Origin of the sequence: Variovorax sp. YR566, from assembly GCF_051992195.1 — a bacterium.
In the GTDB taxonomy this organism is placed as follows: domain Bacteria; phylum Pseudomonadota; class Gammaproteobacteria; order Burkholderiales; family Burkholderiaceae_C; genus Variovorax.
The window spans coordinates 3,477,576-3,498,218 of record NZ_CP197092.1; the positions used below are offsets into that span (position 1 = coordinate 3,477,576).

The window sequence follows — 20,643 nt, forward strand, 5'->3', positions numbered from 1 at the left end:
TGGGACAGAAAGGCGCCGGCCATGCTCGTCACCACCGAACTGCAGACCGACCCGATCCGCGTCTCCAGCTACCGCTGCGACGCGGGCCCCGATGCGCAGCCCTTCACCGAGCTGCACGAGGGCTATTCGGTCTCGTATGTGCGCAAGGGCAGCTTCGGCTACCGCACGCGCGGCCATGCCTACGAGCTGGTCGCCGGTTCGGTGTTGGTCGGTTGCCCGGGCGATGAGTACGTCTGCACGCACGATCATCACGTCTGCGGCGACGAGTGCCTGGCCTTTCACCTTTCACCGGGTTTTGTCGACCTGATCGGCGGCGGCCAGAAAACCTGGCGCACCGGCGGCCTGCCGCCCTTGGCCGAGCTCGTGGTCATCGGCGAGCTCGCGCAGGCTGCGGCCGATGGGCAGAGCGACGTGGGCCTGGATGAGCTGGGCATGTGGTTCGCGAGCCGTTTCGTCGAAGTCGTGTCCGATCAGACCAAGCCCAAGACCGCGCCCGTCGCTGTGGCACGTGATCGCCGCCGCGCGGTCGATGCCGCGATGTGGATCGACGCCCACTCGCAGCACGACATAGGCCTCGACGGCGCGGCCGCCGAGGCCGGCCTGAGCTCCTTCCATTTCCTGCGGCTGTTCTCGCAGGTGCTGGGCGTCACGCCGCATCAGTACCTCGTGCGCTCGCGCCTTCGGCATGCCGCGCGCCTGCTGGCCGACGACGACAGCCGGCCCGTGACCGAGGTCGCGCTCGACGTGGGCTTTGCCGACCTCAGCAATTTCGTGCGCACCTTTCACCGCGCCGCTGGTGTATCGCCGGGCAGCTTCCGCAAGGCGGCACAGGGCGACCGCAAGATTTTCCAAGACCGCATTGCCGCGCTCTTCCATGATGACCGCCTGATCCATCCATCGAGCAGGAAGCCATCATGTACGACCACATCGGACTGAAAGTCAAAGACCTCGCCGCGAGCCGCCGCTTCTACGAAGCCGCGCTCGCGCCGCTCGGCCATGTGCCGGGCCCGCATGACGACAGCTATGCGGGCATCGGCCCGGCTGACGAGCCCGCGCTGTGGCTCTACGCGGGCAAGGGCGCGAAAGGGTCCGGCACTCACATCGCCTTCCGCGCGCCGAACCACGAGGCCGTGGCGGCTTTCCACAAGGCCGGCCTGAAAGCAGGCGGCACCGACAACGGCGGCGCGGGCCCGCGGCCGGACTACAGCCCGACCTACTACGCGGCGTTTCTCATCGATCCCGACGGCAACAACGTCGAAGCTGTCTGCCCCTGAAGCGAGGTTTGCCATGGCCACGGTCTACAAGGAATTCATCGTCGAAGCAGATGCAGCCCATGTGTGGGACGCGCTGCGCGACTTCAGCGCGGTGCATACGCGGCTCGCGCCGGGCTTTCTCACCGGCTGCACGATCGACGCCGAGGGTGCCCGCATCCTCACCTTCGCCAACGGGCTTGTCGCGCGCGAGGTGCTGGTAGGCATCGACGACGCTCATCGCCGGTTGGCCTACACCGTCACCGGTGGACAGGCCGCGCATCACCACGCAACGGCGCAGGTGTTCGAGGAAGGTGCGGGTCGTTCGCGCTTCGTCTGGATCACCGACGTGCTGCCCGACGCCATGGCGGCCTACATCGGGCCGATGATGGAGCAGGGCGGTGCGGCCATGAAGGCCACGCTCGAAGGGCGTACCGTTTCGGCGGCCGCCTAGAAGTCTTCCAGCGGCAGGCCGACGTAGTTCTCCGCCAGCGCGGTGGAGGCAGCGGTCGAATGCACCAGGTAATCGAGCTCGGCCTCCTGGATCTTCTGGCCGAAGGCGCCCGTTTCCGGAAATTGGTGCATCAGAGAGGTGAACCACCACGAGAAGCGCTCGGCCTTCCAGACGCGGCGCAGGCAGAGGTCGGAGTAGCGGTCCAGCGCCGAGGCCGACTTCTCGCTGTAGAAGATCTCGAAAGCGCGTGAGAGATAGCCCACGTCGGCAGTTGCCAGGTTCAGCCCCTTGGCACCCGTCGGCGGCACGATGTGCGCCGCATCGCCAGCCAGGAACAGCGAGCCGAAGCGCATCGGCTCGGCGACGAAGCTGCGCAGCGGTGCAATGCTTTTCTCGAGTGAAGGTCCCGTCACCAGCCGTTCGCGCGCTTCGGGGTCGAGGCGCGCGCGCAGTTCGTTCCAGAAGGCCTCGTCGCTCCAGTTCTCCACGCGCTCTTCAGTGGGCACCTGCACGTAGTAGCGGCTGCGCGTGGCGCTACGCATGCTGCACAGCGCGAAGCCGCGTTCGGTATTGGCGTAGATCAGCTCGTGCGACACCGGCGGCACGTCGGCCAGCACGCCGAGCCAGCCGAAGGGGTAGACCTTCTCGTAGGTGTGGATTGCATCGGCCGGCACGCTCGCGCGGCTCACGCCGTGGTAGCCGTCGCAGCCGGCGATGAAGTCGCATTCGATCTCGTGCGTCTGGCCGTCTTTCTCGTAGCGCACGCGCGGCTTGCCCGAATCGAAGTCATGCAGGCTGACATTCGCCGCGCTGTAGATGGTGGTGAGCCCCTCGGCCGTGCGCGCTTCCATCAGGTCGCGCGTCACTTCGGTCTGGCCGTACACCGTGACCTGCTTGCCGCCCGTGAGGCCGTGCATGTCGATGCGGTGGCGTGCCCCCTTGAACAGCAGCTCGATGCCCTCGTGCGGCAGCCCTTCGGCCTTGGCACGGGCGTCGACGCCGGCACGCGCCAGCAGGTCCATCGTGACCTGTTCCAGCACGCCGGCGCGGATGCGGCCCAGCACATAGTCGCCGCTCTGGCGTTCGACGATGACGTTGTCGATGCCAGCCTTGTGCAGAAGCTGCCCGAGCAGTAGGCCGGCGGGGCCGGCGCCGATGATCGCGACCTGGGTGCGCATGTTCGTGTCTCCGAGAGGGTTTCGTGGAGCGTAGGCCGCATGCGGGCGTCTGTGGCGGTGGCTCGCGAGGCTCTGTGCGATCATGCGAACGCGTGCGCGATGATCGCGCAACACTTCGACCGGACGACGAACCACCGACGCATGACCATCGCCAAAGCCGACTTCATCGAGGGCATCGCCAAGGGAATGGCGGTGCTCGAAAGCTTCGACACCGAGCGCCAGCGCCTCAATGCCACGCTGGCCGCCGAGCGTGCGGGCCTCACGCGCGCCGCGGCTCGCCGGCATCTGCTGACGCTGGCCCACCTGGGCTACCTGGAAACCGACGGCAGCTATTTCTGGATGGCGCCCAAGGTGCTGCGCTTCTCGGGCAGCTATCTCGCATCGTCGCGTCTGCCGCGCGCGCTGCAGCCTACGCTGAACCGGCTCGCGGCGCAGACCGGCGAGTCGTTCTCGGCGGTGGTGCTCGACGGGGAAGAGGTGGTCATCGTCGCGCGCAGCGGCAGCTACGGCACGCCAACCCGCGTGCTGGCCTATGGCCTGCACCTCGGTGCACGGCTGCCTGCGCATGCCACCTCCACCGGCCGTGTCCTGCTGGCGGCGCTGGCGCCGACCCAGTTCACGCAATGGCTCAAGGGCCGTCACCTTGCGCGGCTCACGCCCAACACAGTGACGCAGGCGCGCGGCCTGCGGCAGCTGATTGCCCGCGCGCGCAAGGACGACTATTGTTTTGCCAGCGAGGAGCACGAGCTCGGCGTGCAGGCGCTGGCGGTGCCGCTGCGCGACATGCAGGGCCACACGGTGGCCGCGCTCAATGTGGTGCTGTCGGGCACGCGCTATCAGGAAGAGACCCTGCAGCGGGACATGCTGCCGCTGCTCTTCGAGGCCGCACGCGAAGTCCGCTCGTTGCTCTGATCTGAACTTTGGCCGTGGCCCGCGCCTCGAACCCCCGAAACGGACACAACCATGCGACTCCTCCTTCTAGAAGACGACGTGATGATCGGCGAGGCTGTACTCGACCTGCTGCGCGCCGAACAGTACGCGGTGGACTGGGTAAAAGACGGCGAAGCCGCCGAATCCGCCCTGCGCACCCAGCAATACGATCTCGTGATGCTCGACCTCGGCGTGCCGCGGCGCGACGGCCTCGAGGTGCTGCGCAACCTGCGCACACGCAAGCAGCGGATGCCGGTGCTGATCGCCACCGCGCGCGACTCGGTGCAGCAGCGCATCGAAGGCCTCGATGCAGGCGCCGACGACTACGTGCTCAAGCCCTACGACCTCGACGAACTGCTGGCCCGCATCCGAGCCCTGTTGCGCCGCGCGGCCGGGCGCGCCGAGCCGGTGTACGAGCACATGGGCGTGAGCATCAACCCGGCCACGCGCGAGGTCACCGTGGCCGGCCAGCCGGTGGTGCTGTCGGCCCGCGAATGGGCCGTGCTGGAGCCCCTGCTCGCGCGGCCCGGCATGGTGCTGTCGCGTGCCCAGCTCGAGGAAAAGCTCTACAGCTGGAAGGACGAGATCAGCAGCAACGCGGTCGAGGTCTATGTGCACGGCCTGCGCAAGAAGCTCGGCGCCGAATTGATCCGCAACGTGCGAGGCGTCGGCTACATGGTGCCGAAGGTATGAGGAGGGCGCTGACCGGATCGCTGCGCGCACGGCTGCTGTGGTTCCTGCTGGCGGCCATCGTGCTCGCCGCGGGCGCGCAGGCGCTGGTGGCCTATCGCACGGTGCTCGCCGAGGCCGACGACATCTTCGACTACCACATGCAGCAGATGGCGCTTTCGTTGCGCGCAGGCCTACCGCCGAGTGCGGCGGTAGGCGGCATCGGCACCGGCGAACAGAATTTCGATTTCGTCGTGCAGGTGTGGACCGCCGAAGGCGTGCGCATCTTCGAATCCGCCGAAGATGCCGCGCTGCCGCAGCTAGCGGTGCTCGGCTTTGCCGACGTGCACGCGCGCGGCACCACCTACCGCGTGTTCTCGATGCAGACGCGCGGGTTGGTGATCCAGGTGGCGCAGGACATGGCGGCGCGGCGCCACATGGCCGGCACGTTGGCCTTGCGCACCATCGCACCGGTGGCGCTGATGGCGCCGCTGCTGATGCTGGTCGTGTGGTGGGTCGTGAGCCGGTCTCTCGCCCCCGTGGCGCGCGTGCGTAAGCAGGTAGCGTCGCGTCAGGCAGACGACCTGTCGCCGGTGAGCGAAGAGAACCTGCCCGAGGAAGTGCGTCCGCTGGTGCAGGAGCTGAACCTGCTGTTCGACCGCGTGCGCCACGCCTTCGATGCGCAGAAGCACTTCGTCGCCGATGCCGCGCACGAACTGCGCTCACCGCTGGCTGCGCTGAAACTGCAGGTGCAAGGCCTGCAGCGCGCGCCTGACGATGCGTCGCGAGACCTCGCCGTGAGCCGCTTGGTGGCGGGCATCGACCGTGCCACGCGGCTCGTCGAGCAGATGCTCGCGCTGGCCCGGCACGAAGCCAGCATGGCGGCCGGTGCGAAGCCCGAGCCGGTCGATCTGTCCGAGGTTGCGCGGCTCGCGGTGTCCGATGCCGTGGCGGCAGCGCAGGCGCGCGGCATCGACATCGGCATCGCGCATGCCGATGCGGCTGTGGTCAACGGCCAGTCAGAGGCCTTGCGCATGCTGCTGCGCAACCTGCTCGAGAACGCGATCAAGTACACGCCCATCGAGGGCCGGGTCGACATCGGCATCACCCGCCAGAGCGACGCGGCCGAGCTCACCGTGGACGACAGCGGGCCGGGCCTGCCGCCCGATGAACGCGAGCGCGTGCTCGACCGTTTCTATCGCTCGGGCGAAACGCAGGCGCCCGGCAGCGGCCTGGGCCTGGCCATCGTCAAGTCGATTGCCGACCTGCACGGGGCGACGGTGGCGCTCGACCAGTCGCCCAGCCTCGGCGGCCTGCGCGTGCTGGTGCGCTTTCCCGCGGGCCGGGGCGTTTAAGCGGCGCTTAAGTCAGACCGACGACATTCCTTTCATCGTTTTGGCGCCCAAGCGCCCTGAAAGGAACCGACAAATGAACTCCCGTCTGACTTCGCCCCGCGCCCTGGTGATTGCCCTGGCGAGCGCGGGCGTGATCGGTGCCGTTGGTGCCGGTGCCTACACCAGCGCCCGTGCCGTGGGCACGCCGACCACCAATGCCACCGCCGTGGCGCCCGCGGCCATGGTCACGCTGCCCGACTTCTCGACCATCACCTCGCGCGACGGCCCGGCCGTGGTCAACATCAGCGTGACCGGCACCATGAAGGCCTCCGACGACGAGGCTGCCGCCGAGATCCAGGGCATCGACCCCGATGACCCGATGTTCCAGTTCTTCCGCCGCTTCCAGGGCCAGATCAACCCGCGCGGCCAGCAACAGCAGCAGCGCGAAGTGCCGGTGCGCGCACAGGGCTCGGGCTTCATCGTCGACCCCAGCGGCATCATCATCACCAATGCCCATGTCGTGAAGGACGCGAAGGAAGTCACCGTCAAGCTGACCGACCGCCGCGAATTCCGAGCGAAGGTGCTCGGCGCCGACGCCAAGACCGACATTGCGGTGCTCAAGATCGACGCGAAGAACCTGCCCGTGCTCGCGCTCGGCAACACCAAGGACCTGAAGGTCGGCGAATGGGTGCTGGCCATCGGCTCACCCTTCGGCTTCGAGAACACCGTGACGGCCGGCGTGGTGAGCGCCAAGGGCCGCTCGCTGCCCGACGACAGCTACGTGCCCTTCATCCAGACCGACGTGGCCGTGAACCCCGGCAATTCCGGCGGGCCGCTGCTCAACACGCGTGGCGAAGTGGTCGGCATCAACTCGCAGATCTACAGCCGCAGCGGCGGCTACCAGGGCGTGTCGTTCGCCATTCCGATCGACGTGGCGATCCAGGTGAAAGACCAGATCGTCGCGACCGGCAAGGCCACGCACGGCCGGCTCGGCGTGGCGGTGCAGGAAGTGAACCAGGCCTTTGCCGATTCGTTCAAGCTCGACAAGCCCGAAGGCGCGCTGGTCTCGAACATCGAGAAGGGCGGCCCCGGCGACAAGGCAGGCTTGAAGGCGGGCGACGTGATCCGCAAGGTCGACGGCCAGGCCATCGTGTCCTCGGGTGACCTGCCCGCGGTGATCGGCCAGCAGGCGCCGGGCAAGAAGGTCACGCTCGAAGTGTGGCGCCAGGGCGAACGCCAGGAACTGCAGGCCAAGCTCGGCGACGCGAGCGAGAAGCCCGCCAAGGCCGCGAAGGCCGATGCCGACGTGGGGCAGGGCAAGCTGGGCCTGGCGCTGCGTCCGCTGCAGCCGCAGGAAAAGCGCGAGGCCGCTGTCGAGAACGGGCTGCTGATCGAAGACGCGGCCGGTCCCTCGGCGCAGGCCGGGGTGCAGGCGGGCGACGTGCTGCTGGCCATCAACGGCACGCCGGCGCAGAGCGTGGAGCAGGTGCGCGAAGTGGTGGCCAAGGCCAGCAACAAGTCGGTGGCGCTCTTGATCCAGCGCGGCGAAGACAAGATCTTCGTGCCGGTTCGCATCGGCTGATCGAAGGGACGACGGCCCGATGAAGCCGCCAGGCAAGCTGCAGCTGGAAGTGATCCACGAACGCTCGCCGGCCGGCGGCCTCTCGGCGCACATCCTGCCCACGTCGGCCACCATGATCGGCGTGTGCATGACCGTGATGTCGATCGGGCACCTCGGGCCGCGCGACGACATGCGGCTGCTGATCGATCGCCTGCTGGCCGTCGACGCGCTGGTCTTCCTGGCCAGCGCGTTGCTGTCTTTCATCTCGATGCGCGCCCGCAGATCGGGTGCGCGGCTCGAAGCCTGGGGCGAGATGGTCTTCATCGCCGGCCTTGGCCTGCTGGCGCTGGGGGCGGTGACGCTGGCGTTCGCGCTGCGCTGAAAGAAGCCCCTCAGGCCCGTGCGCAGGGCCAGTCGAGCTGCATGCGCGCTCCCCCGGTTGCGGGGTCCACCGTTTCGATCTGCAGCCGCGCGCCGATGGACTGGGCTCGCGCATGCATGTTCGCGATGCCGTGTCCCCTGTGCCCACCACCGGGGGGCGCCGTCGGCAGGCCGCGTCCGTTGTCCGTGAGCACGATGCGCACCAGCGACGGAGTCTCGTCGCCATGCCAGCTCGCATGCATCACGATGCGCGTGGCCGCCGCGTGCTTCAGCACGTTGGTGAAGGCTTCGAGCAGGATGCGCTGCAGCTGCAGGGCCGCCCGCGCGGCGAAGGGCTCCAGCGGCGGAATGACCTCCACGTCCCACACCAGCTCGATGCCGGCTGCGTCGAGCCGCGGCTGCAGGCGGTAGCGCAGGGTGGCCAGCACGGTCGGCAGGTCGTCGTGCGTGGGCTGCAGCGAATCGACGGCCATGCGCATTTCGTCGAGCGCGAGCTTCACGTGCTCCTCGATCACGGCGCGGTCCGGCTTGGCCTGCGTCACCACGTTGAGCAGGCCCACGAGCTGCGAGCCCACGCCGTCGTGGATCTCCCGCATGATGCGCTGGCGCTCCAGCAGCACGGCCTGTTCCTGATTCTGCTGGCGCACGGTTTCGAAGGCGCTGCGCAACTGATCTTCGCGCTCCGCCACGCGGGCCGCGAGGTTGGTGTTGAGCGCGCGGTAGTCGGCCACGGTGCGGCTGTAGCGCTCGACCACGAGGCCGGCCAGGATCATCACGAAGAAGAACATCGCGTGCGCCGTCAGCGTGAAGTAGGCGCCGCCGAAGAGACCCATGCGCACCAGCAGCAGATCGTGCGCGCCGGCCAGGATGGCCAGCGTGCCCGCCGCCATCAGCACGCCCGCGATGCGCCGCCGATCCACCAGCGCGCCGTACACCACGTAGGGCAGGCAGACGATGCTGGTCAGCTGCAGGACGACCAGGCCGGCGGTCCACAGCGAAGGCCGCGCAAAGGCGAAAGAAGCACATGCCAGCGTGACCGACAGCGCGAGTGCGGCGTGGATCGAGCGCACCAGCCACGGCGGATTGCGCTCGAGCACCAGCAGCACGAAGCGCGCGATCAGCCCGATGTGGCAGGCATAGCAGACCGCCACCACCGCGCCCCACAGCGGCCAGGGAATCGGCACGTCGGGCCACACGCGGTCGAGGTTGCGCGCCACGCCCGAGAGCGCGGCCAGCGCGAAGCAGCCGTAGAGCGCATCGCGCTGGCGCAGCCACAGGCCGCCGGCAATGCCGCCCATCAGCAGCAGGCTGACGGCATACACGATGGCCGAGGTGTTGCGCCAGCTTTGCCGGTCGCGATAGAGCGCCGCGAGCGAGGCCTCGGTGTCGTACTGGACGCTGGCCAGCCCCGCGCCACGCTGGCGCTGGATGGTCGTGCGCACGACCAGCGACTGCGGCTGGCCCGTACGGTGCAGCACGGCCGGGACCGGAACCAGCAGGTTGCTCTTGGTCGCGTCGTGCTTCGGCACGCCCAGCGTGCCGAAGCTGGCCACCAGCGCGTCGTTGAACGAGATCGCCACCTGGTTGCCTGCGCCCGACATCAGCAGGGCCGCGGGTTCATCGCCCGGCACTGCGGCGGCAGGCAGGTCGATGCGGTAGGTCGCCTTGCCCCCGAGGCCGGGAAACTCGTGGTCCCAGCGAAAGGGCAGCTGCACCCAGCGCCTCTGCGCAGGCAGGCCATCAGGTTCGAGCGTGGCCTCGGCCGAGCTTATGTCGATGGTGGAGCCGGGTGTCCCGGCGGCATGGGCGTGGACGCCCGCCAGCGCAAGCCACAGGCACAGCAGCGCCGCAAAGAGCTGGCGATGAATGCCGCCGGCCACACTAGGGAAGCCAACCGAGGTTGCGCGCCTCGAACACCGCTTCCGATTTGTTGTGCACATCCAGCTTGCCGTAGATATTGCGGATATGGGTTTGGACCGTCGACGCCGAGACTCCCATCTGCGTTCCGACTTCGACATAGGTGAAACCACGAGAGACCAGGTCGAGCACCTCGAACTCGCGTGGCGACAGGCGTTCGGGAGCGATCGTCGAAGCGCTCGGTGCGGTGCTGGCGGGCTTGGCGGCAGCGGGTTGCTGTTGCCGTGGCGCTCCGCCCGAATGAGCCTGCCAGCGCCGCAGCAGCTTGCGCGCGATCACCGGCGACATCGGCGAGCCGCCGGCGCGCAGGTGGCGGATGTGGGTGGCGAGGTCGGCCTCGGTGCCGTCCTTCAGCAGGTAGCCGCTGGCGCCGGCCTCGAAGGCCTGGACCATGTTGGCCTCGTCGCCGAAGATCGACAGCACCATCACCGCGCAGGCCGGCTGCATGTTGCGGCACTGGCTGATCACCTGCAGCCCGGGGCGGTCGGGCAGGCCGAGGTCGACCAGCAGCACGTCGATGGGGTTGTCGACCAGCCAGCCGAGGATGTCGGCGGCGTTGGAGGCGCTGTAGGCCAGGCTCAGCGACGGGTCGGCATCGACCACGCGCGAGATGCGCTCGCGCATGCCGGTGTCGTCTTCGACGAGGGCAACCTGTGTTTCTGCGGTCATGCTTGCGCCGGCCCGGGGAGGCTGTATGCGCTCATGCAGGACGTGGGGGCGAGGCGCATGGAGAAGGCTCTGGGTTGCTGCTGGATGGCGCAAAGAGTAGAGGGCGGCCCACGTGCCGCCCATCCTATATACGGGGGAGGCGGCCCACCGCTTTCCGTGGCCTGCGTGCCGCCTTGCCGAGCCGGGCGGCCACGAGCGCCAGGTGCTCGACCAGTTCCTTCGGCGATTCGACCTCGAAGTCATGCGGCAGGCAGCCAAGCCAGACAGCCAGCGCGTCGAGCGAATTGGCACCGGTGGCGATGCGCGTAGAGCTTTCGTCGATGGCCTGCGGCGTGCCGCTGACCCAGCCGAGGTACGGCTCGAGCGCCTTGGCAGATGCATGCACCACGACCTGCGCATGGTGCAGATAGGGCGACACCTGCAGCGCGTGTTCCATGTAGGACGCGACGTCGCCGTGGGGCAGTCGGCGCGGCGTGAATCGCGCGCCGGTGGGCGTGGGTTCGACGATGCGGTCGAGGCGGAAGGTGCGCCAGTCCTGGCGCGTCGTGTCCCAGGCCAGCAGGTACCAGCGCTGCCCGGTCTGCACCACGCGGTGCGGCTCCACCGTGCGTTCGGTGACGGCGTCGTGGTGGTCGCGATAGCCGAAGCGCAGTTCGAGCCGGTCGGTGCAGGCCTCGGCAAGAAAGGACACGGCCTTCAGCCGCACCGGCGACTTGCCGCGCAGCACCGGCACCACCGACGCGCGCACGCTGTCGAGCCGGCGGCGCAGTCGCGGCGGCATCAGCTGTTCGAGCTTGGCCAGCGCGCGCATCGAGGCGTTCTCGATGTCGCCAGCGGCGCCGACCGGGTTGCCCAGGCCGAGCGCGACGGCGATGGCTTCTTCGTCCTCCAGCAGCAGCGGGGGCAGGGCAGTGCCCGCGCCCAGCCGGTAGCCGCCTGCCACGCCGGAGGTGGAGTCGACCGTGTAGCCGAGGCTGCGCAGGCGGTCCACGTCGCGGCGCAAGGTGCGCTCGGTGATTTCGAGCCGGGCGGCGAGTTCGGCGCCCGTCCAGGAGCGTTGTGCCTGGAACAACGAAAGAAGCCGGATCAGGCGTGCAGAGGCAGACAGCATGTGCGCATGATGCCCGCGATCGAGGACAGTATCTGTCCGCAATGGGTCGTAGCCTTGGCTTTCATCTCAACCCCGGGACACAGACCCATGAAGAAGACATACAACGGCAGCTGCCATTGCGGCAAGGTTCGCTTCCAGGCCCTGATCGATCTCGCCGAGGGCACGGGCAAATGCAATTGCTCGATCTGCACCAAGGCCCGCGCATGGGGCGCGATCGTGAAGCCGGAGGCCTTCACGCTGCTGTCGGGAGAAGAAGACTTGTCGCTGTACCAGTTCAACACGCACAGCACCGAGCACCTGTTCTGCAGGCACTGCGGCATCCGGTCGTTCGGGCGTGGCAATGTGCCCGAGATCGGTGGTGCCTATGTCAGCGTGAACGTGAGCTGCCTGGACGACGTCACGCCGCAAGAGCTGTCGGCGGCACCCGTCCGGTACATGGACGGGCGCAACAACAACTGGTTCGAGCCGCCGGCCGAAACGCGCTACCTCTGAACGAGGCGGGCCGGCCGGCGATGTGCGCTACTGCGCCTGCTTGCTGCTGCGGCGCTGCTGCTTTGCTGCTCCCGGCGCCGAGGTTTGCGAGGGCGCCGCACCGCCGTCCACGCCCAGGCGGCCGCCACCGCCGAGGCCCTGGCCGCGCACCGTCTGCGCCTTGTAGTTGCGCAGCGAGCGGACCATCTGGTTGAACGCGTCCATGAAGGCCGCGGCAATCACCTTGCCCTGCGGCGTGCGCGTGTAGCCACCAATGCCGCCCGCGGCGGAAAGGCCGCCCAGGCCCGCAAAGCCCGCGAAGTCGGTCTTGGAGGCGCTGCCTTCGGCGGCCGCAACCTGCACGCCAGAGCGGTTGTCGATCAGGGTCAGCAGCGCGCTGGCTTCCTTGGTCTGCATGCTCGCGCCCAGTTGGGCGATGGCGCGGCCGCGGCCGCCACCCACCAGGCCGCCAAGAGCGCCACCCAGGCCGCCGGCGTCGCTGTTGCTGAAGACGATCTCGGGCGACAGGCCGTAGTCGGAAGCCACCATCTGGCCGCGCCCGAAGTTGCTGCCGCCGCGCATCTCGCCCGACTGCATCAGCGCGCGCTCGCGCGTCATGGCGTTCATGCCGGCTGCACCGCGCTCGACCACCACGAAGCAGTTCGATTGCTGCACCAGCAGGCGCAGCAGGTTGGCAGTGGGAGGCAGCTTGTATTCGCCGGTGAGGATGGTGTACCAGCCGGCATTGACGTTCTCGATCAGCGAGACCGTGCCGAGTGGCGAATCGCAGCGCTCGAGCTGGCTGCTTTCGCCGGAGGTTGCGCTGCCTGCGGCGCTGCCGGTGGCCACGGTCTTGGCCGACTGGCTGCCCATTTGCATGTCCATGGTCTGGCAGCCTGAAAGGGCCAGCAGGCCCGCGAGTGCACTTGCGAGAGAGAGTTTGGAAAAAGCCATGTCCGATCTGTCAGGTGAAAAGAATGAGATGCCCGGTGCGGACGTCGCTTGATCAAGACCGAAGATGGAATTGCCATGGCCTGTTCGACCTCCCGATTCGACGCGCCGCCGGCGACCGCGCGAACATACATTCCGCGTGTCCGGTGCACCAGTGCCGAAAGTCATGGGCATGCGGGCGTGGCCCACCCGGCAGCTACAGTCGGGCCTTCACTCCGAGGAGCTTTCAGATGGCAACCAGGAAGAACGTCGTTGGAGAAGCGGCAGCGGAACTGACCCGCCAGCAGGTGCAGCAGGCCCTGGCCATCGCAGGGGCCTCGAACTTCGCCGGAGCCGCCGACCCGGCTTTCGTCGGCTCCATCCTGGTGGCCCTGGCCGTCAACACCAGCGCCGTGAGCGCGACCATCGACAGCGCAAAGGACCGCACCGGCGTCGTCATGAAGCACTGATCGACCGACCTGGAGGCACAGGCATCGTCAACGCGTGTATTCGCCGTTGGCCTCCGGCTGGAACAGCACAGCGACCACGCGCGCCGCGCCTTCCGCGCCGTTGGGCATCTGCCAGCGTGCGAGCGTGCCCGTTCTCACGCCCAGCAGGCCGATACCTACGGGCGACAGCACCGAGACGAAGCCCTCACCCGGCTGCGCGTCGCCGGGGTAGCAGAGGGTGATCTTCTGCCGCTGGTGCGTGGCAGGGTCTTCCACCTCCACCTGGGAATTCATCGTCACGATGTCCGGAGGTACCTCGCGCGAGGGCAGCACGTCCGCCGCATCGAGAAGCTCGGTGAGCGCGGGAGGAAGCTGCTGGCCCGGCAGTTTGCCGAGACGGACGAAGTCGAGTTCGGTGAGCGTGCGCTCCCCGTGAATGGTTGCAAGCATGAAGCACTCCAGTTGAATGCGACCTCGCCCTGTGCAGGAGAGCGGGCGAAGTCGCTGCCGCGCGGCGGGTGCCCGGCGGTCAATGGTTCGCGCATCAGGAAGGAAGGTAGCGGACCGCCGGGCTCAGGAAAGTGCGGAGGTGCGTCGCAAGACCGCCGTAGTCGCCGCAGCGGCAACATCCGCGCGACGGCCTGCCGCTGCCTGGGGCAGGGCTGCGCGTGCAGGGTGTTTGCGGTACACGGACGAGGGGGCCATCCGGACGAGTGTAGGGACGTGCTGCGAGACCATCAAGCAATGGCCTCACGTGCCTTGCCGGTAAGCGCGATGTGGGCCAAGGTGTTGTCTGAGAAAAGCCGGCACCTGCGACAAGGTCACGAAGCGCTCGCGCGGCGGATGGGAATCAGCAGATCGGTGCGCAGTTCGGACGGCGAGACCTTGCGGGACGAGTTCAGGTAGTGCTCCAGCGTGGGCCGGTCGTCCGGCTCGTAGCCGCTGGCCGGCAGCCACCGGACATAGAGGGCGCGCACGGCCGCGTTGATCTGGGAGTAGGGGCCGGCCAGGCGGTGCACGGCGTAGCAGCCACCGGGAATGTCGAGCATCTGGACCTCGGCGTCTTCCGGCCAGGGGTCGGGCGAGGCGACGGCGGCGTAGTACCTGAAGCTGGCCGAGTCTTCGGGTTCGTTGAACGAGGCGCCCCACCGGTCCGAGATGACTCGCCCACCGGCCTGCAGGCGCAGCCGCCGATGGGTATGGGGAATGGTCGCGAATGACCCCTGGTGCCGCAGCGCGTGCAGCCGCTGCGCCGGGCACTCGACGATCCGCACGGCCGGTGCAGCGCCTTCGTTGTTCTCACCGGAACGCGGCAGCGCATCGACGTCGAGGATCGCCCGCGCCATCTGCTGCTGGAATGCGCGCGGCGACTGTCCGGTGAACTGGCCGAAGGCGCGCGTGAAGGCTTGCGGGCTCTCGTAGCCCACGGCCAGCGCGACCTGCGTGACGCTCTGGGTACCGCCTTCCAGCAGGCGGGTGGCGAGCGCCAGCCGAACGCGGCGGACCGTGGCGGCCACCGTTTCGCCGGCCACGCTTGCGTAGACGCGGTGGAAGTGAAAGGGCGAGAAGTGCGCGAGCCGCGCAAGGTCTTCGAGCCGGTGATCGGCCATCGGGTCCGCGACGATGGCCGCGACTGCGCGCGCCACGCGGGCCCGGTAGTCCTGCTCGGTTCGACGGCTTTCCATGCGCGGGAGTTTGCATCCTTCGCCGGGCCGGTACTTAGCCGACTTTGCGCATATTCAAAAAGATGCCGGGGCTTGCTGATCTGCCCGAAGAAAGGCTCCAAACGCGGATTTGTTCACAATTGAATACATTGGTGCTAATCTAGAGTTGCGGTCTGTCACACCATCGTCATGGCGTGCATCTGGAGCCGTCTTTGAAGCACCCGCATTTCTTCGCCCTTGGTGTCCTTCCCCGCACATGCTTTTTCGGCGCGCTGCTGCTGTGGTCGGCGGGCGACGCGATGGCGGCCTGCACCAGCACTTCGGGCGTGAGACTGCAGGCCACGGCGGGCTCCGTGTGCAGCGCGGCCGGCAGCTACGGCAGCAGCGGCGTGCCCGGGGGGCAATCAGCACTGGGCGCATCGGGCGGCGGCATCGTCAATGCCGCGGGCCTCATCACCATGACGATGTCCCAGAGCGGCATCAACGGCGTGTACGCGACGGGCACCGACTCGCAGATCAACCTGCTCGGTGGCCTGACGCTGGACCGCCCCGGCGCAAGCACGGGCATTCGCGGCCTGCGCGCGGCGAGCGGGGGCACCGTCACCGTGAACGGGCCGTTGTCGATCACGCTGTCCAACGGGGCCAGCAACTACGGCATTTACGCGGAGCTGGCGAACACCCGCGTCATCCTGAACGGCGACACCAGCATCACCATGGGAGCCGGGGCTTCGTACTCTCCCGGCATTCGCATGACTACGGGGGCCAGCCTCGTGTCGAACGGCGCGATGGTCATCAGCGCGGCTGGCGACTCGAGGTCCGATGCGATCGCGACCGATCTTGGCGGCACCGCGCAACTCAACGGCAGCCTGAACCTGAGCGTGAGCGGCCAGCAGGCCTCGGCGCTCAAGATCACCAGCGCCGGAACCATCACCTACACGGGCACGGCAAGCCTGAACAACTCGGGCCTCAACGGGTCGGGCATCCGTGCGGTCACGGGCGGCGTGGCAACGGCCGCCGCATCGTCGAGCACCACGATCCATTCGAGCGGCATCAACAGCATCGGCATCTCGGTGCGCGATGCCGGCTCGCAGGTGAACCTGGCGGGCCCCGTGGCGATCCAGGCCACCGGCGTCACTCAGGCGAACACGCCAAGCGGCACGCAGGAGTCGTACGCCGCGGGCCTGCTGGTCACCGGCGGCGGCGCGATCAACGCGACGGGCTCGCTCGCGATCACCACCACCGACGCCAGCAGCTACGGCGCCGCGATGCTCGCCAGCGGCCCTTCGATCAGCGCCACCGGCACCGGCTCCATCACCGCCGCTGGCAGTGCGCTGGGCTTTCTCTCGGGCTCAGGCCAGACGGCAAGCTTCGACGGCTTTGCAATCACAAGCGTATCGGGCGACCTCGTGCGCGTCGATGCAGCCACTGGCGCGGTGCTCACATTGAAGAACACGAGCGCCACCGCCAGCAGCTCCGGCAACCTGCTGCAGGCACTAAACGGCAGCAGCCTCACCTTCACCGCCGATCGCAGCACGCTGAGCGGCAACGTCGTGACGGACACCACCAGCGTCGTCGACATGCGCCTGTTGAACGGTTCCAGCCTCGCGGGCAGCATCGATCCGGTGGACCTCACCGTCGATGCCACGAGCCGCTGGACGATGACGGGCAGCTCGTCGCTGAGCAGCGTGACGCTCGCGGGGCGAATCGACTTCCAGCCGCCTGGTTCGGCGGGCTCCGGCTTCGTGCCGCAGACGCTCACCGTCAACGGCAACTGGGTGGGGCAGGGCGGCATCGTGGGCATGCGCACTGCCCTCGGGGACTCCGGCTCACTGACTGATCGCATCGTCATCAACGCAGGCACCGTGAGTGGCACCACCACGCTGCAAGTGAGCAATGCAGGCGGCCTTGGCGCATTGACGACGGGCGACGGCATCATGCTCGTGAGCGCCATCAATGGAGCGACGACCACGGCGCAGACCACGAAGAATGGCTTCTCCCTGGCTGGCGGCCATGTGGACGCCGGCGCCTACGAGTACCGCCTCTACAGCGCGGACGCCTCAGGGGCCGGCGAGAACTGGTACCTGCGCTCGACCGCGCCGGCGACCGCGAGTCCGACAGGCCCGGCCACCGCGACCTTGCCAACCTACCGCGCCGAGGTTCCCCTGTTCGCCGCGCTGCCGTCGCAACTTCGGCGGGCCGATCTGGCGATGCTGGGCAACCTGCACCGGCGCATGGGCGATGGCGATGGTGTCGCGTCGAATGAAAGTGCGCCGCAGGGCCAGCGTGCCGCATGGGGCCGGCTGGTGTACGCCGACATCGACCTGCGCCAGCAAGGTACGGTCACGCCCTCAAGCGACGGGCGCCTGCGCGGCTTCCAGACCGGTGTGGACCTGTATGCGCCAACGGGCTCGGCATGGCGCGCCGGTGTGTACGTCGGCCAGCTCGAAGGCCGTGTCGGCGTGCAAGGCTTTGCGCGTGGCGTGCAGGGCACTGTGGGCAGCAACGACCTGCGCTCGCGCTACCTGGCGGCCTACGCCACGTGGAAGGACGGTGAGAACGATCGCTATGCCGACGCCGTCCTGCAGGGCGGCAGCCACCGCTACGGCGTGGAAGCGACGGGCAACCAGGCCAGTTGGGGCAAGGGCCGCGGCCTGCTGGCGTCGCTGGAGGTCGGACAGGCCTTCGGGCTCGCTCCGGGCTGGCGCATCGAGCCGCAGGCCCAGGTCGTCTATCAGAAGCTGAAGCTCGACGACGCAGTTCTCTCCGGTGCCAATGTGTCGCAGCAAACCGGTGGCGGTTGGCTAGGCCGCCTTGGCGTACGCGTGCGCGGTGAAGTTGCGACGGCCGCCGGCCTGCTGCAGCCCTATGCACGCCTGAACCTCTACAGCGCCAGCGCGGGCACCGACGTCGCGCAGTTCATCAACGCGGCGGCCGTCACGCGCATCGCCAGTGCCACCGGCTACCGCAGCGTGGAGCTGGCCGGTGGATTTACCTTGCCGCTTTCGCGAGCCGCCAGTGTCTATGGCGAGATCGGTCGCCTCTATGCGATGGGCGGCGACACGCGGGCACGGTCGTCGTTGCAAGGGTCTGCTGGCGTGCGCGCGCGCTGGTAGCGTTGTGAAGCGAAGAAAAAGAAAAAGCCCGCCGTCCGTAAAAGACAGCGGGCTTTCCAGAGGCCTTGCGGCTTGTATTGGCTCCTCGACCTGGGCTCGAACCAGGGACCTACGGATTAACAGTCCGGCGCTCTACCGACTGAGCTATCGAGGAACAAGCCCTAAATTATATGCAATGGATTTACCGATCCTGAGCCGGCCGGCTGCTTTTTTGCGCTGATGCGATGACTGTCTGCAACACCGCAATTGAAAATGCCCCGCTACCTTTTGAGTAGCGGGGCATTCAGAGGCCTTGCGGCTTTGTAGTGGCTCCTCGACCTGGGCTCGAACCAGGGACCTACGGATTAACAGTCCGGCGCTCTACCAACTGAGCTATCGAGGAACAAGCCTTAGATTATAGCGTGCTTTTTTACGGCTTCTCAAGAGTGCGTTCAAAGCGCAACGCTCAGGCCCAGACGCAGCGTGCGCGGCGCACCCGGGAACAGATACACGTGGCTGAACTGGTAGGGCGATTCCTTCCAGTAGCGGCGGTCGAACAAGTTGTCGACGGCCAGCGTCCAGCTCGTGTTCACGCCGCGCAGCTTGGTGTCGTAGCGCAGCACCGCATCGACGCGTGTCCACGAAGGCAGCGTGATCGAACCATCGGGCAGCACGTTGCGCCGGCCTTCATACGAAAGCTGCCCCGCGATTTCAAGGCCCGGCACCGATGCGACGCGGTACGCAGCCTGCGCACGCAGCACTTCCTTGGGCACGTTGGTCGGCGATTGCCCATTGAGCGCCGGATTCGCAGTGCTGCCGCGCCGCTTGGCATCGATCACCGCGACGCTGCCACCGATGCGCCACGGCCCCTGGCTCCATTGCGCACCGGCCTCCAGGCCGCGATGCACCGCGCGCCCGTCGTTGCGCACTTCGCAATAGGCGCCGCACAGGTCGATGTTGGTCATCGGCCGCGAGATGTCGAACCATGCCACTTGCCAGTTCAATGCCTCGCTGCCGCCCTTCAGGCCCAGTTCCCATTGGCGCGAGGTGAGCGCGGGCAGTGCCTGCCCCGCGTTGCTGTACTGCGAGACCCTGTTCGGCACGACCTGCGACTCGACACCCTTGCCCCAGCTTGCATAGGCCAGCAGCCCCGGCTGGATGGTGTAGCTTGCCGCGATCCACGGCGTGGTCACGTCCTGCTTGTACCCGGTCGGGCTCGAGCCGTCGTTGCCGATGCTGCTGCGGTCGAGCCGCGTGTGGCGCACGCCGAGCCAGGTGGTGAAGCGATCGTTCCAGCGGATCGCGTCCTGCACCGACAGTTCGGTCGAGCGCTCGTCGCGGTTGGTCTGCGGCGTGGTGGCGTCCGGGCTCGCCGGCACCACGGCTGTGCCCCAGATGTTGCCGGTGCCCGCGTAGTTGTAGGCCTGGTTGTCGAAGCGGTTGCGCACGCGGCTTTGCAGCAGCCCGAAGCCGAGCTCGTGCCGCACGCTGCCCGTCATCACATTGCCCTTGAGGTTGAGGCTGCCCGCCGTCTGCGTGCGGCGCTCGTTGTCGCTGCGGAAGTCGTAGACGTCGAAGGTGCCGTCCGAACAATACCGGTCGTAGTTGCCTTCGGCGCTGCAGCCGAAGGCGTAGGCCAGGCGGTCGTCGCTCTTCAGCCGTTGCTGGCCGATCTGCGCGCTCCAGCGCCAGTCGGCGTTCAGCGCCTGGCTGAAGCGTACCGTACCCGTCAGCGCCTTGAACACCGAGGGCTGCGACCACGGCTGGTTGTTGAGGTTGATGCGCGGGTCGACCGGCGCCGGCAGCACGTTGCCCAGCAGGCTGTAGCCATTCTGGCTCGGCTGCGTCTTGCGGCTTTGCTCGATCTCGAACTCCAGCACCGAGTCGCGCGTGATGCGCCAGTCGGCCGCGAGCGAGAAAAGGTTGCGGTTGCCGTCGAGGTTGTGCGTCAGCGGCTTGAGGTTTTCGCTCGCCACGTTGAGTCGGTAGCCGAACTGGCGGTCTTCACCGAAGCGCCCGCCGAGGTCGAGCGCGCCGAGCACGCTGCCACGGCTCGTGGTCTCGATGCGCACCGTGCGCAGGTCTTGCTCGGTGGGCCGTTTCACGACGTAGTTGACCAGCCCGCCCGGCGCGCTGGTGCCGGCCTGGATGCCGCTGGTGCCGCGCAAGATTTCGACGCGCTCCTTGTTGTCGAGCGGAATCGATGTCTCGGCGCTGATCGGCAGGCCTTCGCGCCGGTAGTTGAAGCGGTTGTCCAGCACGAAGCCGCGCACCGTGAGGTAGTCCCAGTAGCCCGCGGAGTTGTAGGCGTCTGTGACCGAGGCGTCGAACTGCGTGAGGTCGGCGAGCCGGCGTGCGCCGCTGTCGCGCAGCTGCTTGCTGTCGATCACGGTGGCCGAGATCGGCAGTTCGCGCAGTGGCACGTCGCCAAAGCCGCTGACGTCGGCTTGCGGCGCCGCGGCCGCGTCGTTGACGGTGACTTCAGGCAGCGCGGCCTGTTGCGCGCTGGCGCTCCAGGCCGTGGCAAGAAGGGCTGCGGCGATGGCGCACGAGAGAGGCGAGAGGGTGTGTTGCTTCATTCTG

19 protein-coding genes and 2 tRNA genes are annotated in these 20,643 nt (G+C 67.9%); 11 read left to right on the forward strand and 10 right to left on the reverse strand.

Translation table 11 applies throughout. From position 1 onward, the window contains the following. The first annotated feature begins 21 nt into the window (after window positions 1–21). The 3 genes from ACTG4X_RS16210 to ACTG4X_RS16220 are packed head-to-tail and all read left to right on the forward strand — an operon-like array spanning window position 22 to window position 1,704. Complete coding sequence (locus tag ACTG4X_RS16210; protein ID WP_440534281.1) at window positions 22–936, forward strand: helix-turn-helix domain-containing protein; 915 nt, start codon at window positions 22–24, stop codon at window positions 934–936. Continuing rightward, a complete protein-coding gene (locus tag ACTG4X_RS16215; RefSeq protein WP_440534282.1) occupies window positions 915–1,274 on the forward strand; it encodes a VOC family protein in 360 nt (119 codons plus the stop codon). Before ACTG4X_RS16210 ends, ACTG4X_RS16215 begins: the two co-directional genes overlap by 22 nt. A 13-nt stretch (window positions 1,275–1,287) precedes the next feature. Continuing rightward, window positions 1,288–1,704, forward strand: coding sequence for an SRPBCC family protein (locus ACTG4X_RS16220; protein WP_307614016.1), 417 nt, complete (start codon window positions 1,288–1,290; stop codon window positions 1,702–1,704). Here the strand turns inward: ACTG4X_RS16220 and pobA are convergent. Beyond that, a complete protein-coding gene (pobA, locus tag ACTG4X_RS16225) occupies window positions 1,701–2,882 on the reverse strand; it encodes a 4-hydroxybenzoate 3-monooxygenase (protein ID WP_093174049.1) in 1,182 nt (393 codons plus the stop codon). The two genes, ACTG4X_RS16220 and pobA, sit on opposite strands and share 4 nt — an antisense overlap. 141 nt (window positions 2,883–3,023) lie before the next feature. Between pobA and ACTG4X_RS16230 the strand changes: the two genes are divergently transcribed. From ACTG4X_RS16230 to ACTG4X_RS16250, 5 genes are all read left to right on the forward strand, one after another. After that, the gene (locus tag ACTG4X_RS16230) at window positions 3,024–3,794 is read left to right on the forward strand and encodes an IclR family transcriptional regulator domain-containing protein (protein ID WP_093054457.1); all 771 of its coding nucleotides are present in this window, start codon (window positions 3,024–3,026) and stop codon (window positions 3,792–3,794) included. Window positions 3,795–3,845: 51 nt separating this feature from the next. Next, the gene (locus ACTG4X_RS16235; RefSeq protein ID WP_440534283.1) at window positions 3,846–4,505 is read left to right on the forward strand and encodes a response regulator; all 660 of its coding nucleotides are present in this window, start codon (window positions 3,846–3,848) and stop codon (window positions 4,503–4,505) included. After that, complete coding sequence (locus ACTG4X_RS16240) at window positions 4,502–5,836, forward strand: ATP-binding protein (RefSeq protein WP_440534284.1); 1,335 nt, start codon at window positions 4,502–4,504, stop codon at window positions 5,834–5,836. The genes ACTG4X_RS16235 and ACTG4X_RS16240 overlap by 4 nt, the downstream gene beginning before the upstream one ends. Before the next feature lie 73 nt (window positions 5,837–5,909). Further along, window positions 5,910–7,397 carry a DegQ family serine endoprotease gene (locus ACTG4X_RS16245; RefSeq protein WP_440534285.1) on the forward strand — a complete coding sequence of 496 codons (1,488 nt, stop codon included), beginning with the start codon at window positions 5,910–5,912 and terminating at the stop codon, window positions 7,395–7,397. 19 nt (window positions 7,398–7,416) lie between these two features. Next, the gene (locus ACTG4X_RS16250; RefSeq protein ID WP_093054465.1) at window positions 7,417–7,758 is read left to right on the forward strand and encodes a hypothetical protein; all 342 of its coding nucleotides are present in this window, start codon (window positions 7,417–7,419) and stop codon (window positions 7,756–7,758) included. 10 nt (window positions 7,759–7,768) lie between these two features. Here ACTG4X_RS16250 and ACTG4X_RS16255 read toward each other — a convergent pair whose 3' ends face one another. From ACTG4X_RS16255 to ACTG4X_RS16265, 3 genes are all read right to left on the reverse strand, one after another. Beyond that, the gene (locus ACTG4X_RS16255) at window positions 7,769–9,637 is read right to left on the reverse strand and encodes a sensor histidine kinase (protein ID WP_440534286.1); all 1,869 of its coding nucleotides are present in this window, start codon (window positions 9,635–9,637) and stop codon (window positions 7,769–7,771) included. Between the two features lies 1 nt (window position 9,638). Next, complete coding sequence (locus ACTG4X_RS16260) at window positions 9,639–10,343, reverse strand: response regulator transcription factor (protein ID WP_093054469.1); 705 nt, start codon at window positions 10,341–10,343, stop codon at window positions 9,639–9,641. A 124-nt stretch (window positions 10,344–10,467) separates the two neighbouring features. Further along, a complete protein-coding gene (locus tag ACTG4X_RS16265) occupies window positions 10,468–11,454 on the reverse strand; it encodes a helix-turn-helix transcriptional regulator (protein ID WP_440534287.1) in 987 nt (328 codons plus the stop codon). A gap of 87 nt (window positions 11,455–11,541) precedes the next feature. Between ACTG4X_RS16265 and ACTG4X_RS16270 the strand changes: the two genes are divergently transcribed. Beyond that, window positions 11,542–11,946: a GFA family protein gene (locus ACTG4X_RS16270; protein ID WP_093054473.1), complete on the forward strand. Its 405-nt coding sequence runs from the start codon at window positions 11,542–11,544 to the stop codon at window positions 11,944–11,946. 27 nt (window positions 11,947–11,973) lie between these two features. Here the strand turns inward: ACTG4X_RS16270 and ACTG4X_RS16275 are convergent, their stop codons facing one another. Next, on the reverse strand, window positions 11,974–12,879 hold the full coding sequence (locus ACTG4X_RS16275; RefSeq protein WP_093054475.1) for a CsgG/HfaB family protein: 906 nt from the start codon (window positions 12,877–12,879) through the stop codon (window positions 11,974–11,976). A gap of 227 nt (window positions 12,880–13,106) precedes the next feature. Here ACTG4X_RS16275 and ACTG4X_RS16280 point away from each other — a divergent pair, with 227 nt between their 5' ends. Then, complete coding sequence (locus tag ACTG4X_RS16280; RefSeq protein ID WP_440534288.1) at window positions 13,107–13,325, forward strand: hypothetical protein; 219 nt, start codon at window positions 13,107–13,109, stop codon at window positions 13,323–13,325. A 27-nt stretch (window positions 13,326–13,352) separates the two neighbouring features. Here ACTG4X_RS16280 and ACTG4X_RS16285 read toward each other — a convergent pair whose 3' ends face one another. Continuing rightward, a complete protein-coding gene (locus tag ACTG4X_RS16285; RefSeq protein ID WP_093054479.1) occupies window positions 13,353–13,754 on the reverse strand; it encodes a GreA/GreB family elongation factor in 402 nt (133 codons plus the stop codon). Window positions 13,755–14,125: 371 nt separating this feature from the next. Then, complete coding sequence (locus ACTG4X_RS16290) at window positions 14,126–14,989, reverse strand: AraC family transcriptional regulator (protein ID WP_093054926.1); 864 nt, start codon at window positions 14,987–14,989, stop codon at window positions 14,126–14,128. A 191-nt stretch (window positions 14,990–15,180) separates the two neighbouring features. On the opposite strand from ACTG4X_RS16290, the gene ACTG4X_RS16295 reads away from it, so the two are divergent. Beyond that, window positions 15,181–18,081, forward strand: a complete 2,901-nt coding sequence (locus tag ACTG4X_RS16295) for an autotransporter family protein (protein ID WP_440534289.1) — start codon at window positions 15,181–15,183, stop codon at window positions 18,079–18,081. A 78-nt stretch (window positions 18,082–18,159) separates the two neighbouring features. Here the strand turns inward: ACTG4X_RS16295 and ACTG4X_RS16300 are convergent. From ACTG4X_RS16300 to ACTG4X_RS16310, 3 genes are all read right to left on the reverse strand, one after another. Next, window positions 18,160–18,235, reverse strand: a tRNA-Asn gene (locus ACTG4X_RS16300). A gap of 152 nt (window positions 18,236–18,387) precedes the next feature. Then, window positions 18,388–18,463, reverse strand: a tRNA-Asn gene (locus ACTG4X_RS16305). A gap of 49 nt (window positions 18,464–18,512) precedes the next feature. Next, window positions 18,513–20,639, reverse strand: a complete 2,127-nt coding sequence (locus tag ACTG4X_RS16310) for a TonB-dependent siderophore receptor (protein ID WP_440534290.1) — start codon at window positions 20,637–20,639, stop codon at window positions 18,513–18,515. Between the last annotated feature and the right edge of the window lie 4 nt (window positions 20,640–20,643).

Coding starts and splice junctions, on each gene's coding strand:
- ACTG4X_RS16260 (WP_093054469.1), bottom strand. CDS start 10,343: ATGACCGCAGAAACACAGGTTGCCCTCGTCGAAGACGACACCGGCATG.
- ACTG4X_RS16245 (WP_440534285.1), top strand. CDS start 5,910: ATGAACTCCCGTCTGACTTCGCCCCGCGCCCTGGTGATTGCCCTGGCG.
- ACTG4X_RS16310 (WP_440534290.1), bottom strand. CDS start 20,639: ATGAAGCAACACACCCTCTCGCCTCTCTCGTGCGCCATCGCCGCAGCC.
- ACTG4X_RS16215 (WP_440534282.1), top strand. CDS start 915: ATGTACGACCACATCGGACTGAAAGTCAAAGACCTCGCCGCGAGCCGC.
- ACTG4X_RS16220 (WP_307614016.1), top strand. CDS start 1,288: ATGGCCACGGTCTACAAGGAATTCATCGTCGAAGCAGATGCAGCCCAT.
- pobA (WP_093174049.1), bottom strand. CDS start 2,882: ATGCGCACCCAGGTCGCGATCATCGGCGCCGGCCCCGCCGGCCTACTG.
- ACTG4X_RS16270 (WP_093054473.1), top strand. CDS start 11,542: ATGAAGAAGACATACAACGGCAGCTGCCATTGCGGCAAGGTTCGCTTC.
- ACTG4X_RS16285 (WP_093054479.1), bottom strand. CDS start 13,754: ATGCTTGCAACCATTCACGGGGAGCGCACGCTCACCGAACTCGACTTC.
- ACTG4X_RS16230 (WP_093054457.1), top strand. CDS start 3,024: ATGACCATCGCCAAAGCCGACTTCATCGAGGGCATCGCCAAGGGAATG.
- ACTG4X_RS16275 (WP_093054475.1), bottom strand. CDS start 12,879: ATGGCTTTTTCCAAACTCTCTCTCGCAAGTGCACTCGCGGGCCTGCTG.
- ACTG4X_RS16210 (WP_440534281.1), top strand. CDS start 22: ATGCTCGTCACCACCGAACTGCAGACCGACCCGATCCGCGTCTCCAGC.
- ACTG4X_RS16280 (WP_440534288.1), top strand. CDS start 13,107: ATGGCAACCAGGAAGAACGTCGTTGGAGAAGCGGCAGCGGAACTGACC.
- ACTG4X_RS16250 (WP_093054465.1), top strand. CDS start 7,417: ATGAAGCCGCCAGGCAAGCTGCAGCTGGAAGTGATCCACGAACGCTCG.
- ACTG4X_RS16235 (WP_440534283.1), top strand. CDS start 3,846: ATGCGACTCCTCCTTCTAGAAGACGACGTGATGATCGGCGAGGCTGTA.
- ACTG4X_RS16240 (WP_440534284.1), top strand. CDS start 4,502: ATGAGGAGGGCGCTGACCGGATCGCTGCGCGCACGGCTGCTGTGGTTC.
- ACTG4X_RS16290 (WP_093054926.1), bottom strand. CDS start 14,989: ATGGAAAGCCGTCGAACCGAGCAGGACTACCGGGCCCGCGTGGCGCGC.
- ACTG4X_RS16265 (WP_440534287.1), bottom strand. CDS start 11,454: ATGCTGTCTGCCTCTGCACGCCTGATCCGGCTTCTTTCGTTGTTCCAG.